Genomic DNA, 14,388 nt, shown 5'->3' on the forward strand with positions numbered 1-14,388 from the left:
GTAAGTTAGAATTTCAAAAGACATGATTAATGATGATGCATATGTTCCTGCATTGATGCCTCAGAGTATTGTTTGACAAGTTCATCATCAGAAAAGAATTTTTCTGATTCACCATGAAAGAATAGAGTTCTATTCAGACAAGCAACATGATTTGCCAGTTGATTTACTGCATCCAAATCATGAGAAGACCAAATAATTGTGATTTTTTGTTTAGAATTTAATTCACGTAAAATACTGTAGAATAATTCAATACTTTGTTGATCAATTCCAGTTACTGGTTCATCTAAAATCAAAATTTTAGGATTATTTACCAAAGCTTTTGCAATAAAGACTCGTTGTAATTGTCCTCCAGATAATTCTCCTATTCTTCTGTTTTGAAGTTCATGTATCCAAAGTTGTTGTAAAATTCCATTGATTTTATTTTCATCAGATTCATTTCGCAATCCCATTCTAACAACATCACTAACAGTTGCCGGAAAATTTTTTTCAAAAATTGGTTTTTGAGGAACATATCCAATTTCTTTAAGAAAATTTTTTGATTTTCTAATGTCTTCACCAAAAAACTTGATTGTTCCTTTGTACTTTGTATTGAGTCCAAGCATGCAATCAAAAAGAGTAGATTTTCCTGCACCATTAGGCCCAATTATGCCTAGAAAATCACCTTCATTAACCACGAAACTTACATCATCAAGAGCCTTTACATCAGGATATTGAACTGAAAGGTTGTTAATTTCAACTGCTTTCAACACAATGCCTCCTGTAGATTCTCAAGATTTTGTGTCATTTTAGAAATGTATGTTCCTTCAGATGCAACTTCTAATGGAGATAATACCAAAACTTTTCCACCAATTTCATGTGCAATGGTTTCAGAAGTTCTAGTATCAACTGTTTCTTCACTAAAAATTATTTTAATATCAAGTTCTTTTGCTGTTGAAATTACATTTTCTAATGTTTTTGCAGTTGCTTCTCCATGTGGATCATTTGATGAAATAATTGTATGTTGATGTAAATCATACTCATCAGCAAAATATGAAAAAGCATCATGAAACGCAATAAAATCAGAGTTACAACTAGATAATTCATTTCTAATTTGTAAATCCAATAAATTTAGTTCTTCAATGTATGATTTTGCATTAGACTGATAGTATTGTTGGTTTTGTGGATCATGTTTTGAAAATGCATCTGCAATGTTTTGAACTTGAATTTTTGCATAAACAGGATTTAGCCAAATGTGAGGATCCCCTAATTCATGACCATGTTCATCGTCTTCAGATTCATTTATTAGAATTCCATTACTTGTATCAACTATAATTCCTTGATAGTTATTGTCTTCTAGTTTTTCAACCCAATTCTCAAAACCAATTCCATTAATGATTATAAGATTAGATGCTTGCATTTTTTGTACATCTTTTATTGTGGGTTCCCAATCATGAGGTTCAACGCCAACTGGAACAAGTAAAATAGCATCAACTTTGTCTTTTCCTACATTTTGTGCAAATTCATGTAATGGATTAAATGATGATATTACTTGCAGTTTTGAATTTTCAGATAATGGTGATTCTGTATTTGGATTAGTCCCATAAACTGCAAAAGAGCTTAATGGGATTATTACAACTATTGAAATTATTGCAAGTTTGATCTGCGTGTTCACGAAGAAGTTCACTAAATTTTATTAATAAATCTATAAAATCTTAATAATATTAATTGCTAAACTTATAAGATAATTAATAACATTAGGCGTATGCCAATTGTCTCTATATCACTAAATGATGAGATTCTATCGGAATTAGACAAATTACAATCAAACATGGGATTCTCAGGTAGGTCTGAGGCCATTAGAGCAGGAATCAGAGCATTTGTTTCAGAAGAAAAACAAAAATCAGATTTGTCGGGTAACATTCATGCAATTCTTTTGGTGGTACATAATGATGAGTTTGATCACGTTGTTTCAGGTATTACTCACAACTTTGAGGATTTGATTACAACACATCTTCACAGTAAAATTGACAAAGAAAAGTGTATGGAGCTTTTTGTTATTGACGGGGATGCTGAAAAAGTTTCTACAATGACAAAAGATTTTCAGGTAAACAAAAACATGGATACTGTTAGACTTGTTGCAATCTAAATTCAGTGGAGCCGACTAGATCATTGAAAAAACTATTCTTATTTGACGACCAGCACTGGAACTTTTGATTTATGCATTACTGAATTAGAAACACTTCCAAGAAATGTTTCTTTGGCATTACCGATACCTCTAGCACCAATTACTACCATGTCAAAATTACCTTTCTTTGCAGTATTAACAATTTGTGCAGCAGTATTTCCTCCACCAGTAGCATATTTGAATTTTGCACCTGCACGTTCACACTTTTGCATTGCAGGGCCAATTGCTTTGACTGCTCTTTTTTGTGCCTCATCTTTCATTTTTTTGGTATATTTGATTCCAGCTGCAAGTGGCAAATGAAATACATAATATCCAGTGATTTCAGCATCGCTTGCATTTGCAATTGATATTGCCTTATCTAATCCTTTCACAGAGTTTGCAGAGCCATCTAGAGGAACAAGAATTTTTTGAAATTTTGCCATATAGACATAGAGATTTTACTTCTATTAAGGGATTTTGCCATTCAAAGAGTTGTAAAGCAATCATAGAAAAACACAGAGATTCGATTCATGCAGAAAACAATCCAGTCAAGTTCAAGATAAGATTGCCAAAATATTCAGATTAATGTAAAAATTATTTTCTAAGCTTTGATTTGAATCCAAAAAGGCTTGAACTAAGATTGGAGAATAAAATAGACGTAGGAGTTCATATCTTTAGAGGTTTGAACTGTTAAGATTCAAATCTGTGAAGTTCTATCAAAGTTCCAAAATGGGTCTAAAACATGTTTCATACATATCAAGTCTTTACAGACTCAATAATTTTGTAAATTGATTGGATTGCACGCCAAATACTGTTTACCGAGTATTGGCCACGCATGAGAATCAAATTTTGGTAAAAATGAATTCTTAGACAAAAATGCTTGTAACATACATTACAACCATTCCGATTGCAAAACCAGATGCCATGGCAGCACTTGAAAGATTTTTGTCACCATCTTCTCGTATCCATTTCAAAATAGTAATAATGACTTGAAATATTGCACCTGCACCAATTGACAAGAATATCACAGAGGTAAATGGAGAATAAACAAATCCTCCAACCCAAGCACCAAAAATAGCAGGAGCACCAGCAATCATCCCCATAACCGCAAGTTTTCCAATCACTTTCTTTTCTCTAGACATTGGAGAAGCGATTGCAAGACCTTCAGTAGTGTTATGCATTGCAAAACCTACAATCAAAAAGGTACTAAATGCTATTGAACCAAGACCAACTGCAGCACCTATTGCAAGTCCTTCACCAAAGTTGTGCAAACCAATACCAATTGAGATCATCAGTGCGATTGCAACAGGTTTGGTAATTCGAGAAGATTTTGCTCTGCTTATTAATTTCTCACCAGAATAATACAGTCCAAGAAAAGACAATACCAAAACAGTGGCAACAAGCAATACTCCATTAAAACTACCTGCAAGATTTTCTTCAGAAACCTCTAATGCCTCTTCAACAGAATCAATTCCCAAAAATAACAACAATCCAGCAGTAAGAGCCAAGAAGAAATGGTATTTTTGCTTGCTAATTTTTTTGATAAATGGTAACCAAAGCAAACCAATCATTACAGGAATGATTCCAACATAAGTTCCAATTATTGCAAAAAGCCCTACTAGTTCAAGACTAGGTTCTAATGCAGGAGCTGCTGCTTCAATTTCTTTTTCAAATCGAGTACCATCCTCAACTGTAAGTCCTACAATGTATGGTTCAGCAGGATTCCACTCAAAGGGAATTCTGACAAGAGCTGTTTCGTATCTTTCCAAATACCTATCAGGTTCAACTGCCGCAGGTTGTATTCTGTCATTTACATCAGCCATGGCAATTTCAACAGGAATTGGACCAGTATTCCTAACTGTTATCTGAATTTCAGAATCAATAAAATCAACTTTTTCCATGGTGATTTCAGGCAATGGAATACCTAAATCCAACAAATCAGAACCAGGACCAAAAATGTATGCAATCAAAATTACCAAAAAGGCAAATGGAATTAATCCACTTGCAATCAGTTTTCCTTTTGATGACTTGTCACTAAGTTCCATATTCTTTTGACTCTACAGTATTTTCATTTTCATTTACCAAGAATATTCCCACCCATCCTTTCTCAGAAAATTCTACCTTGTGTGCATGGAAAAGATATTTTCCAGGATATTCATATTCAAATTCCATGATGCCTCTCTCGGTTTGTGAAAGGGTAATCATATCAGTATAAAATGACGGTACAATATCAGTTCCTGTGGGATAATACTTGTACAGATTACCATGAAGATGTAAATTATTAATTGGATCAAATTCAACCATGTTCACAACATAAACACGGACTAGTTCATCAGTATTAATCTGAATTGGGTGATGTTGGTAATAAAATGGAATCGTGTTTGCAGCATAGAAATTATTTTCTCCATCAAAGTCCATGTCCAAACCGTTTAGCACCATAACCATTTCATCAGCTGGTGGACGTTCTTCTTTTGGATCAACTATGAAAACACCATACAGACCACGTACAATATGTTCTTCAAGTGGCATAACATGACAGTGGTATGGATGAACACCTACAGGACCAGCTTCAAATTCATAAACAAATTGTCCTCCGTTTCCACCTACAGGTTCAAAGACACCATCCATTCCAGCTGGATGAATTCCATGAAAATGCATTGTGTGTTCTTTTTCACCATTGTTGATGAACTTGACTCGTACAATATCTCCTTCAGTCGCTCTAATTGTTGGTCCTGGAACTGTTCCATTAAATGTCCATACATTGAAAAATATTCCAGGAGATACCTCCATTATTTCATCATCATTAGCAATAATTGTAAATTCACGTACAGTTGTTCCATCAGATAACTGTGAAACACGACCATAATTGAAATCACGCAAATATTCCATTGGATCAAATTCTACGGTTGCACTAGTGTATAGTGGATCTAATACTTCACCAGTTGTTTTTACCACAGCACCACTATGAGTAACAAATGTTTTCTCATCTTGTTGTGCATTAATTCCTTCAGGAAAAGCAGTAAAGAGTATAGAAACTGTTGCAACTGCAATCAAAAATACCAACATAATTCCTGAACGTGATTTCATCATGAATGATATACAGAAATATTCAGACAATATAAAGTTAGCCTAGGCTAACTTTGTTAGTCTAATGCAACTTTATTAGAACAGGGTAATTTTACAGATATTAACATTATCAGGAACAATGTAAAGAATCAATTATTCTTAGGATTAAAGGAATGAAGGTAATCAGAATTAGATTTTAGAAATGTTGTGAATTTTCTTAATTGTTTCATAGTTTTCGGGTTTAAATGATGTTCAATTCCTTCTACGTCTTTATTTGCCACATCAGATTCAATGCCAATTAGTTGAAAAAACTCTAACAGATCGCTGTGTTTTTGACGAATATCATTTGCAATAGCTTTGCCTTTTGAGGTCAACTTTAACCCACGATATTTTGTGTATTCCACATACCCATCAGCATCAAGTTTTCGAAGCATCTTTGTTACGCTGGGAGGACTAACATGCATATAATTTGAAATGTCAGTTGGAGAAGCATATCCTTTGAGTTCTACGAGCTCAGAGATCACCTCAAGATAATCTTCCATTCTAGTCGTAAATGAATTTTTTTGGCTGTGTGCTTTTTTGATTGATTCTAATCGCTTTGTATTTTTTCCCGATGTAGTTTTTGACACGTTTCATTAGAGAACTTACCAGTATTTTATTATTGTAGGCTTATAGTATTACCAATTATCCTAAACCAAAATCATAAAATGGAATAAACACTTGTCTTCGGAACAATATCTACAAAACTGTTTTTTCTCAGATTCCAAGATTAGGGATTCAAAGTTTGCATAAATTGTTGATTGTTCATCATGTTCTGCATCATCTGTGGATGCATCATCATATTATCCATCATCTGTTGTCGTAGTTCTGGATCATCCATCATGACATTCATCATTGGACTCATCATGTTACCCATCATTCCTTTCATGTGCCAAGGATTGTTTAACATCATATCATGCATGTTCTGCATTACTTGAGGATCATTCATCATCTGACCCATCATGTTGTTCATCATTTGTGGGTTGTTCATAGTCCAATTACTATTCATCATAGTTCCCATATTCATCATGTTCATCATTTGATTATTGTTCATCATGTCATACATCATCTGTGAATGATTCATCATGTCATACATCATCTGTTGTCTTTGTTCAGGATCATTCATTGCAGTTCCCATAGCACTCATGTTATTCATATTTGACATCATTCCATGATTCATTCCCATCATATGACCTCCCATCATGTTGTTACCCATCATACCTTGATTCATTCCAGAACCCATCATGTTACCATTCATCATGTTGTTTCCCATCATGTTATTGTTCATCATCATATTGCCCATCATTGGGCCCATCATCATTTTACCATTCATCATGTTCATCATCATTCCATTGTTCATCATGTCTTGCATCATCTGAGGATTGTTCATCATTGTATTCATCATTTGTTGTCTTAGTTCAGGATCATTCATCATTCCCATCATACCATGATTCATTGAACCACCCATCATCATATTCATCATAGTGCCATTTCCTCGAATTGTTTGCATCATTGGTTGATGTTGTGTCATCATGTCCATCATTTGTTGACGAAGTTCTGGATTATCCATCATTGTATTCATCATAGGACTCATCATCTGAGGATTGTTCATCATGGTTGTTTTCATTTGATCAGTCATTGTCTGCAAATGTTGAGGATCATTTGCCATAGTATCATACCAAAGTTTTCCAGTTTGTTGATTGCTTAACATGCTATTCATTACACGTTGCATTTGTTGTGGGTCGTTTGTCATCATATTCATATCCCAATTACCCCAACCACGATCTGCTAATCTCAAATAACTATCAGGATTAACACATGCAGGCATTCCCATATTTTTCATCATGAGAACTTTACCATCAACACATGTGATTTGGTCTGGATTTGTTCCCATCATCATCTGCTGTCTTGGAGTCATCAGGGTTTGAGCCATAACTTGCTCAGAAAGTAATGATAGTGAAATTGTAGCAATAGCAAAAATTAAGATTACAGAAAGTAATGTATTTTTCATACTTTATTGATAGTGTTTTTGTTAAATTTAAAGTATATACCATATTTCACAAATGATTCTCAGATAATAGAATAAGAAATTTAGACAGTATTCAGATTATGTTGATTCAGATTGTTTTAGATCATTTCTAGCGTCTTTAATGATTGAGAAGGATGACTGTAAAAAGAGACTAGCAATTATTCCAGCTACTATAAGGTCAGGGTATGAGGTTCCTGTTAAAAATACAAAACCTGCACCAACTATTACCAAAATATTACCTAATGCATCATTTCTACTAAAGAGCCATACTGCACGTACGTTAGCGTCACCTTTTCTATGTGGGAGCAACATGATAACTGCAAGTACGTTTATCAAAAGTGCACCAAAGCCAAAGACTCCCATCATTCCAGCTTCTGGAACATGCAAAACTTGTGTGCGATATATCGTATAACCAAGTACTGCTATTCCCATTACACCAAGAAAAATTCCTTGTAGAAGAGCTGAGCGAGCACGTAATTTCAAACCCCATCCTATTGCAAGTAATCCCAAAAACGTGATTGACCCATCACCTAGAAAATCAAGTGCGTCAGCTTTGAGTGCTTGAGAATCTGCCAAGAATCCACCAATCATCTCGGCAATCCCGTAACCTACATTGATTAAAACGACAATCCATAATGCACGTTTGTATGCAGGTGTGATGTGTGCAAGATCTTTCGGCAAATCATCATCGTCTGGCATTAAATCACTATCTCGTTAATGTCTAGAGTTATTTTTTCTTTCATGAAATGATTTTCGATATTTGTTTGCTCTTGGAGTTACCCTCAAAATACAACTACAGCAAGGACATCTTATGTCAAGGCAAACCATAAAAATTTCACATACAGGGCATCGTTTTTGATTATTTTCGTATCTAATTTTTTGCCCCTTGATCTTTATCTGGAATCTTTCACAGACCCCTTTACACAAATTCAATTTACAGTAATAACCCCGTTTTTCATCAAGTATTCAATCCCTTGAACAAAGGCATCATCATCAATAGAACCATCTGCCCACCAACCTGCATTGTTCTTAATCCATGAAGGAATTTCATTGTTAGTAGATTCTTGTGAGGTAGTTATAGGAACTTGTAGAATGTTTTCTTTTATCAAAAACTGTATTCCTTGAACAAAGGCATCATCATCAATAGAACCATCTGCCCACCAACCTGCATTGTTCTTAATCCATGAAGGAATTTCAGATTTGGAATTTGAGGTTTGTGATTCAAGAGGAGGCTCAATTACTATGATAAAATTTCCTCGTGAAAGAGTATTCTCATCAATGTTTGAGAAGAAAATATTTGCAGTTCCTGTATGTTCTGGTGTAAACGTTATCGTATGAGAATTTGAAGTATCTGAATTGACATTACCAGTTAGATGTTTTTTGTAAATCTCTGCATCATTTTGAATTACAGTAAGATCATATTCTGTAACTCTCTTAGTTTTTGCACTAAATAATTCATCAAAATCTACAAAAAATGTTACAGGCTCACCTGCACGAATAATTTCAGGCTCCCATGACAAGAACACTTTGAATCGATAATCAGGAGTTGCAAATTCTAAAGGAAACTGTGTCTGGTCACTTGTCTTTAATCTAAAATCTATTTGTGAATCAGATACTTTTGAAGCCTCTTCTTTTAGTTCTTTGATTAATTCACGATAAACTGTCATGTGAACTGTTCTATCATCAAAAGAATAATCATCAATGGTTACTATGTCATCAGGTAACAAAATATCATTTAGATATGCATCATACTTTGTAGACAGAAACTCACCAAATGTATTTGGGACTCTGATTTCTTCATGAATTACACTTAGTTGTTCAAGATCTTGATTCCAATCAAAAGGCATAGAAAAGCTCATCTGATTTGAATCAAAATCAAAATTGTTTATGACATCAAAATATGAAATAACTTGAACGTCATGAGATTGGTTTTGAGAATCAGTGACTCCAAAAGTTTTGGTGTCTGCAAGACTGATTGCTCCTTCTAGTTCCACCCTTACATCTAAGACATTTGTATCTGAATCTACTGTGAGTACTTCCACTTTGTATTCATAAAGACCACCTGAGGAGAAAATAGGCCCAGTAAGGGTAAGTGGTTGATCATTTCCCCTCATCCAGCCTCCCAAAAGAGGCTCCTGAACCCCATTAATTTCTATTTTATCAGAGTCATTTGAAATCACACGAAAATTGAGATTGCCAAATTCATCATGAAACATGTATCTGAAAATTCTTTCTCCATCTTTTTTGAGTTCCAAGATAAATGTAACATGTTCAATAATTGCTTCAGTTTCTGAATTAAACAATTTCAGTGTCACAAAATTTTCTGGATCATTAGGATCATATGTAGAAGGAGAAACATCTATTGAAAGAGTTGCATCCCTATCTCCAATAGTTCTAGGAGGATGCATTTCTCCTCCCAGTCCATGTCCAAATGCAGAATTTGTAGAAAACCCTAAACAAACAATTAGAAAAAGTGCTAAAAACTTGAAGTAAAATTTCATCTAAATTACCTCAAATGAATCCATGATAAAATTGATATTTTCTTTTTGTTTTATGCTAAGTGTTTCTGGATGATCTCCTGTGTATTGTAACATATACAATCGATTTTCCTTTAGAATCAAGAATTGTTCTCCATATGTCTGACTAACAGAATCATTTACTGCAAATATTGCCCAATCATTGTCAGGAGATACTTGTTCAAAAGGTATATCGTAATTTTGAGATTCCATCAAGGAGATTTGGTCATCAATGTATTCGTGTAATGAAAAATCTTCTTTTTGTATATCAAAAATTGTGAGCAAAAACTGTTTGTTATGATTTTGTTCAATGAATATTCCATCAACAAATCCTATTGTTTTTAATGATTCTAGTTCTTCTGATTCAAATTCATCTACTGCAGAATGAATTTCCCAATTGCTGTTTGGTTTGAATATCACAAATCCAAGATTTGTATCCTCATAGAAATTATTTGCAAACAGACCTGCATTTTGAGGGTTAAACAAACTAATTTCACCAAACCCTGAAAATGCAGTTTCTGTGCCTAAAATATCATTTTTTGTGTCATTTGGAGTATCTAAAAACAATACTCCAAGAAAAGAAATCCCTGCAATTATAGAAACAATCAATGATAGTCGAACTAGTTTTAGTTCTGATTTTACATCCATCATATCATACAGGAGTAGCCTTTCTCTCCTTTTGATTTGTAGATATATCAGATCCTTTGTTTTTCATGTAAAGGACAGCTACCAATAGCATGACACCTGGAACTACAATAATTGCAACTGCTATTTCATAATAAAATTGGACAGTTTGTCTTGGTTGAACAATTTCATCACTAGTGAATGTTTTTTCTGTATTTTCATATACAATTGCACTAAAATCAGCTAATCTAGCAGATGCATCTTCACCAAATTGGATTTGTGTTTCAGCTACAGTTCCAAAAGGCTTGATATTTTTAATTTTTACAATTGTGGTTCCAGGTTCTTCATAAATCCATTGACGATAATCTCCACCTGCACTTGAAACTGCACCTTTTTCTTCAAAAACTAAATTCCCATTATGTATAATAGAAATATCATACTGCATTTTTCTTAAAGGAAGGTCATACACTGCATCATAAAATCGATAAATGAAATTTACTTTTTCATGTGTTTTAATTATTTGAGGTTCCCATGAAAAGTTAATCTCAATTGATTGATCAGGTGTTATTTGATACATTGGAAATTGTTCATGTTTTTTTCCTGTACCATCATGAGGATAATCTGGAATGAATGGTTTCACAAACACAATTCCTTCCATCCAAGGATGAATAATACAAAAATAATTGAATGGTCCTTCTTTTTCAAATGTATAAGACCATGATTCTTCTGGCATGAATCGTTCACTATCAAAAATACCGTCTGCTTCTCCTAGATTCTTAGAACCCATCCAATCAAATCTACCAGCCCCATCCCCACTAGTCACTGTATGTCCTTCTCTGTCATCATTAGTCCATGTTACAGTATCTCCAACTTGGATAGTAAGTTCGGGAGGGTCATACCATACTTCTGCAGGCGTGTTTAGTTCTGGATTAAATGCTCCAAATGGAATACTAATTGTGTATTCTTCAGCATGTGATTGCTCAATAGTAAAAAACATGACTAGAGCAAACATTCCAATGATGACTTTTCTTGAAAAAGTTCTAGGGGCTTTCTCAAGAATCATCATCAATGAAAAATATCTTTTTTCTTTAATTAATGATGATATTGTTTTACCATTGTTCCAAATAATTTAAAATCAAACCAATTCAAAACTATACATTGCAAAAACCAACACTATCCATTAAAGAGAAAACAAAAATTCTCCTAATAATTTTAGTTACAGCTCTTGTGATTTCTATTCCTCTTGGTTTTGATAGAGTTAGTTTTGAAGAAAGAGGATATTATGCAATCCACGTAGCCAGTGTAATTTTTGGTTTATTTTTGTCAATAGTTGGTTTGATTACCTATTTGGAATTTAGAAATATCCGACTACTAATGATCTTTGGTGCGTTTTCAGCAATAACAGTTGCAGAGAGCACATCATTGGCAAATATGCTAAATCCATTCTTTGAGATTACTTATGGAACTCATGATCTGATAACACATAGTTTGATTCTTGTGATGTTATCATTTTTCATTGTTGGGATTTTTAGATCAGACTAGAGATAAGAGAAAGTATCAGCAAATCTGTCTTTCATAGTATCAGTTACACTTGGCTCAAGTCTATCCAATGCGTTAAGAGTTGTTTTTGTATCAAATAGTTTGAAATGTGGTCTTAGTCCTTTTACTCGCAGTACAATGTTTTCTTCAATCAAATTAGTCAGTGTTAATGAAACTGTGGAGGGAGCTTTGCAGACATGTGCTTGAATTTCTGAAAAAGTTCCCTTTTGATTTTCTACAAGGAATAGAATTATTCTTTTTGATGTTTCTTTTCTTAAATTGATTAGTGTTGAATATTCTAGGGATGGGGTGTCTTGTGGAAAATAATTTGCACGTCTAGTAGAACGTTTGATAATTATTTTAGAATCTTTTTCTAAATTATTAAGAGAGTTTGAAAGTGTGCCAAAAGGATAACCCGATAATTTTTGCAATTCTCTAAAAGACAATCCAGGATTTTTGTTAATAATTTTTAAAAGAAATACAATTCTAGGGTTTAAGATATGGTATCTCTTAGGTTTGTTATGATATAGCATGACCTTACAACCATTTTCAATTTTACCTGAAGTTTTCAAAAATCCCAATTTTTTAAGAATTTCCAGTCTTCTGTAAACTGTACCAAGGGAAATTTTTGTATCTTTGCTGATTTCAATTGCAGATTTGGGAGAACATGTTGACTTTAGAATTAATCTTGCAGATTGATCTCGAACATATTCTGAATAATCTGTTTCATAATCCATATAGAACTAAAACAAAATATGGTTTTTAAAAAGTTTGTAAAAAATCACAACTAGAAAACATAATGCACAGTAGAAACATGACAAAAACTGTATTTTTGTTGGTACAACTATAGAACAACATCAAGGGATTAAAACTATGAAAATGCCTTTTATCATGTGTACAAAATTCTCTATGTTATTCCCGTAATTGTGATTTTGATATATTTTGGGGCAGTGTTTACTTTAACCCCTTTTGGAAATGATAGTTCTACTACAGAAATTAAAGACATTGAAAAATTAACTGGAACTCCTGCTGATAATTATGAACCTCATGAAAGAGCCCAACATTGTGGAAGTTCTGATACAAAATCTAATCAGTATATTCAAGAATTTGAAATTCCAACTCCATGTACACAACCACTTTCTATAATTACAGATCCTGAGGGAAACATTTGGTTTGCTCAAACAAATACAGGAAATCTAGCTATGTTTGATCCTGAATCTGAAACATTTACTGAATACCCAAATGAACAGTGGGCTTTGAATAGCGCATCTATGATATGGGGAATTACATACACAGAAGATAATGAGATTTGGTTTACTGATGACAAGAATGGTGCAATTTGGAAGTTCTCAATTCCAGAAAAAACATATTATCAATTTGAGATTCCCTCAAATGGCAACAAAGCATTTCCGCAAAAAATAGAATATCATAATGGTAATTTTATGATAAATGATTTTACTGGAAACCAAGTGATTCTTCTAAACCATGAGAAACTAGATGAAGGGAAATTAGCTTATTCTTCCATTACAGTTCCTGAAGGATTTTTCACTAGTCAGACATCAGTAGATAGTGAAGAAAATATTTGGTTTGTAATGTGGAAGTATCAAAAAGAAGCAATACTTGTTAAAACAAATTCCAACACACAAGAAACAGAACAGTTTACTCTCCCCAATAGCATTTATGCTCCAAATGGAGTTTCAGTAGATCCACTAGACAATATTTGGATCGCAGATACTGCAGGAGATTCATTTTACAGATTCACACCATCAAACAAAATAGTAACAGAGTTTGTAACGTCTGATCCACCAATTTGGACATATGGTAATTCATCAGGGTTGATAAAAACACCAATCACTCGTCCTTATTGGAATACATTTGATTCAGATGGAAACATGTGGTTTAATCAACAAACAGCAAACAGATTGGCAGTTTTTAATCCAGACATAGAATCACTTGTAGAATATGACATCCCATCAAGAAATCCTGATTGGTCAGATTGTGGAGACTTGAGTGATTGTGGGTTAGCACAAAGCTTTGACTTTACATTTCAAGGTGAGCAAGTATGGTTTACTGAATGGGTTGAAAACAACATAGGAGTATTGGACACTACTGTTCCATTACCAATTTTAATTTCAATAGATAGTGATGAAATTGAAATCAAGCAAGGGGAACAAAAAGAGTTCTTTGTAACTATAACACCCAATTCAAACAAAAATTCTGAAGTTAAATTATTTGGAAATACAAATTCTGAAACAATTACAGTTAGTCCAAAATCAGGAATTACACTAATCTCAGATGAACCTGTAAAAATTCCTGTAACCATAACTGCAAGTGATGATGCACATGAGGGATATTACAAGATCTTAATTGGTACGCAGTTTAGTGATGTGGCAATATCATCATATGCTACAATTAAAGTTGGATAATTTCGG

At 33.6% G+C, this 14,388-nt stretch carries 15 protein-coding genes; 3 read left to right on the forward strand and 12 right to left on the reverse strand.

Annotated elements, in window-relative coordinates; genetic code table 11:
- Nucleotides 1-26 precede the first annotated feature (26 nt).
- Nucleotides 27-749 carry a metal ABC transporter ATP-binding protein gene (locus ACQY2P_RS07100; RefSeq protein WP_428325961.1) on the reverse strand — a complete coding sequence of 241 codons (723 nt, stop codon included), beginning with the start codon at nucleotides 747-749 and terminating at the stop codon, nucleotides 27-29.
- Nucleotides 743-1,651: a metal ABC transporter substrate-binding protein gene (locus tag ACQY2P_RS07105; RefSeq protein WP_428325962.1), complete on the reverse strand. Its 909-nt coding sequence runs from the start codon at nucleotides 1,649-1,651 to the stop codon at nucleotides 743-745. Before ACQY2P_RS07105 ends, ACQY2P_RS07100 begins: the two co-directional genes overlap by 7 nt.
- A gap of 90 nt (nucleotides 1,652-1,741) precedes the next feature.
- On the opposite strand from ACQY2P_RS07105, the gene ACQY2P_RS07110 reads away from it, so the two are divergent.
- Nucleotides 1,742-2,125: a CopG family ribbon-helix-helix protein gene (locus tag ACQY2P_RS07110; protein WP_428325963.1), complete on the forward strand. Its 384-nt coding sequence runs from the start codon at nucleotides 1,742-1,744 to the stop codon at nucleotides 2,123-2,125.
- A gap of 38 nt (nucleotides 2,126-2,163) precedes the next feature.
- On the opposite strand, the gene ACQY2P_RS07115 is transcribed toward ACQY2P_RS07110, so the two are convergent.
- From ACQY2P_RS07115 to ACQY2P_RS07155, 9 genes are all read right to left on the reverse strand, one after another.
- Nucleotides 2,164-2,586, reverse strand: a complete 423-nt coding sequence (locus ACQY2P_RS07115; protein ID WP_428325964.1) for a universal stress protein — start codon at nucleotides 2,584-2,586, stop codon at nucleotides 2,164-2,166.
- Between the two features lie 423 nt (nucleotides 2,587-3,009).
- Nucleotides 3,010-4,188, reverse strand: coding sequence for a ZIP family metal transporter (locus ACQY2P_RS07120; protein ID WP_428325965.1), 1,179 nt, complete (start codon nucleotides 4,186-4,188; stop codon nucleotides 3,010-3,012).
- On the reverse strand, nucleotides 4,178-5,233 hold the full coding sequence (locus ACQY2P_RS07125; RefSeq protein WP_428325966.1) for a multicopper oxidase domain-containing protein: 1,056 nt from the start codon (nucleotides 5,231-5,233) through the stop codon (nucleotides 4,178-4,180). The genes ACQY2P_RS07120 and ACQY2P_RS07125 overlap by 11 nt, the downstream gene beginning before the upstream one ends.
- A 125-nt stretch (nucleotides 5,234-5,358) precedes the next feature.
- On the reverse strand, nucleotides 5,359-5,838 hold the full coding sequence (mntR, locus tag ACQY2P_RS07130; protein WP_428325967.1) for a transcriptional regulator MntR: 480 nt from the start codon (nucleotides 5,836-5,838) through the stop codon (nucleotides 5,359-5,361).
- A 140-nt stretch (nucleotides 5,839-5,978) separates the two neighbouring features.
- The gene (locus tag ACQY2P_RS07135) at nucleotides 5,979-7,259 is read right to left on the reverse strand and encodes a hypothetical protein (RefSeq protein WP_428325968.1); all 1,281 of its coding nucleotides are present in this window, start codon (nucleotides 7,257-7,259) and stop codon (nucleotides 5,979-5,981) included.
- A gap of 96 nt (nucleotides 7,260-7,355) precedes the next feature.
- Nucleotides 7,356-7,976 carry a cation transporter gene (locus ACQY2P_RS07140; RefSeq protein ID WP_428325969.1) on the reverse strand — a complete coding sequence of 207 codons (621 nt, stop codon included), beginning with the start codon at nucleotides 7,974-7,976 and terminating at the stop codon, nucleotides 7,356-7,358.
- A gap of 230 nt (nucleotides 7,977-8,206) precedes the next feature.
- Complete coding sequence (locus tag ACQY2P_RS07145) at nucleotides 8,207-9,778, reverse strand: peptidase (RefSeq protein ID WP_428325970.1); 1,572 nt, start codon at nucleotides 9,776-9,778, stop codon at nucleotides 8,207-8,209.
- Nucleotides 9,779-10,444, reverse strand: coding sequence for a hypothetical protein (locus ACQY2P_RS07150; protein ID WP_428325971.1), 666 nt, complete (start codon nucleotides 10,442-10,444; stop codon nucleotides 9,779-9,781). It lies immediately after the preceding gene.
- A 1-nt stretch (nucleotide 10,445) separates the two neighbouring features.
- Nucleotides 10,446-11,483, reverse strand: coding sequence for a cupredoxin domain-containing protein (locus ACQY2P_RS07155; protein WP_428325972.1), 1,038 nt, complete (start codon nucleotides 11,481-11,483; stop codon nucleotides 10,446-10,448).
- Nucleotides 11,484-11,575: 92 nt separating this feature from the next.
- Here ACQY2P_RS07155 and ACQY2P_RS07160 point away from each other — a divergent pair, with 92 nt between their 5' ends.
- Nucleotides 11,576-11,959, forward strand: coding sequence for a hypothetical protein (locus ACQY2P_RS07160; protein WP_428325973.1), 384 nt, complete (start codon nucleotides 11,576-11,578; stop codon nucleotides 11,957-11,959).
- On the opposite strand, the gene ACQY2P_RS07165 is transcribed toward ACQY2P_RS07160, so the two are convergent.
- Nucleotides 11,956-12,693 carry a winged helix-turn-helix transcriptional regulator gene (locus tag ACQY2P_RS07165; RefSeq protein ID WP_428325974.1) on the reverse strand — a complete coding sequence of 246 codons (738 nt, stop codon included), beginning with the start codon at nucleotides 12,691-12,693 and terminating at the stop codon, nucleotides 11,956-11,958. The two genes, ACQY2P_RS07160 and ACQY2P_RS07165, sit on opposite strands and share 4 nt — an antisense overlap.
- 156 nt (nucleotides 12,694-12,849) lie before the next feature.
- On the opposite strand from ACQY2P_RS07165, the gene ACQY2P_RS07170 reads away from it, so the two are divergent.
- The gene (locus tag ACQY2P_RS07170; RefSeq protein ID WP_428325975.1) at nucleotides 12,850-14,382 is read left to right on the forward strand and encodes a virginiamycin B lyase family protein; all 1,533 of its coding nucleotides are present in this window, start codon (nucleotides 12,850-12,852) and stop codon (nucleotides 14,380-14,382) included.
- Nucleotides 14,383-14,388: the final 6 nt, after the last annotated feature.

Origin of the sequence: Candidatus Nitrosopumilus sp. (assembly GCF_965262695.1) — an archaeon.
Taxonomy (GTDB): Archaea; Thermoproteota; Nitrososphaeria; order Nitrososphaerales; family Nitrosopumilaceae; genus Nitrosopumilus.

Bases quoted from the DNA above. Each gene is read 5' to 3' on its own strand.
- ACQY2P_RS07110 (WP_428325963.1), top strand. From the start codon at position 1,742: ATGCCAATTGTCTCTATATCACTAAATGATGAGATTCTATCGGAATTA.
- ACQY2P_RS07115 (WP_428325964.1), bottom strand. From the start codon at position 2,586: ATGGCAAAATTTCAAAAAATTCTTGTTCCTCTAGATGGCTCTGCAAAC.
- ACQY2P_RS07120 (WP_428325965.1), bottom strand. From the start codon at position 4,188: ATGGAACTTAGTGACAAGTCATCAAAAGGAAAACTGATTGCAAGTGGA.
- ACQY2P_RS07125 (WP_428325966.1), bottom strand. From the start codon at position 5,233: ATGATGAAATCACGTTCAGGAATTATGTTGGTATTTTTGATTGCAGTT.
- ACQY2P_RS07135 (WP_428325968.1), bottom strand. From the start codon at position 7,259: ATGAAAAATACATTACTTTCTGTAATCTTAATTTTTGCTATTGCTACA.
- ACQY2P_RS07140 (WP_428325969.1), bottom strand. From the start codon at position 7,976: ATGCCAGACGATGATGATTTGCCGAAAGATCTTGCACACATCACACCT.
- ACQY2P_RS07145 (WP_428325970.1), bottom strand. From the start codon at position 9,778: ATGAAATTTTACTTCAAGTTTTTAGCACTTTTTCTAATTGTTTGTTTA.
- ACQY2P_RS07150 (WP_428325971.1), bottom strand. From the start codon at position 10,444: ATGATGGATGTAAAATCAGAACTAAAACTAGTTCGACTATCATTGATT.
- ACQY2P_RS07155 (WP_428325972.1), bottom strand. From the start codon at position 11,483: ATGATGATTCTTGAGAAAGCCCCTAGAACTTTTTCAAGAAAAGTCATC.
- ACQY2P_RS07165 (WP_428325974.1), bottom strand. From the start codon at position 12,693: ATGGATTATGAAACAGATTATTCAGAATATGTTCGAGATCAATCTGCA.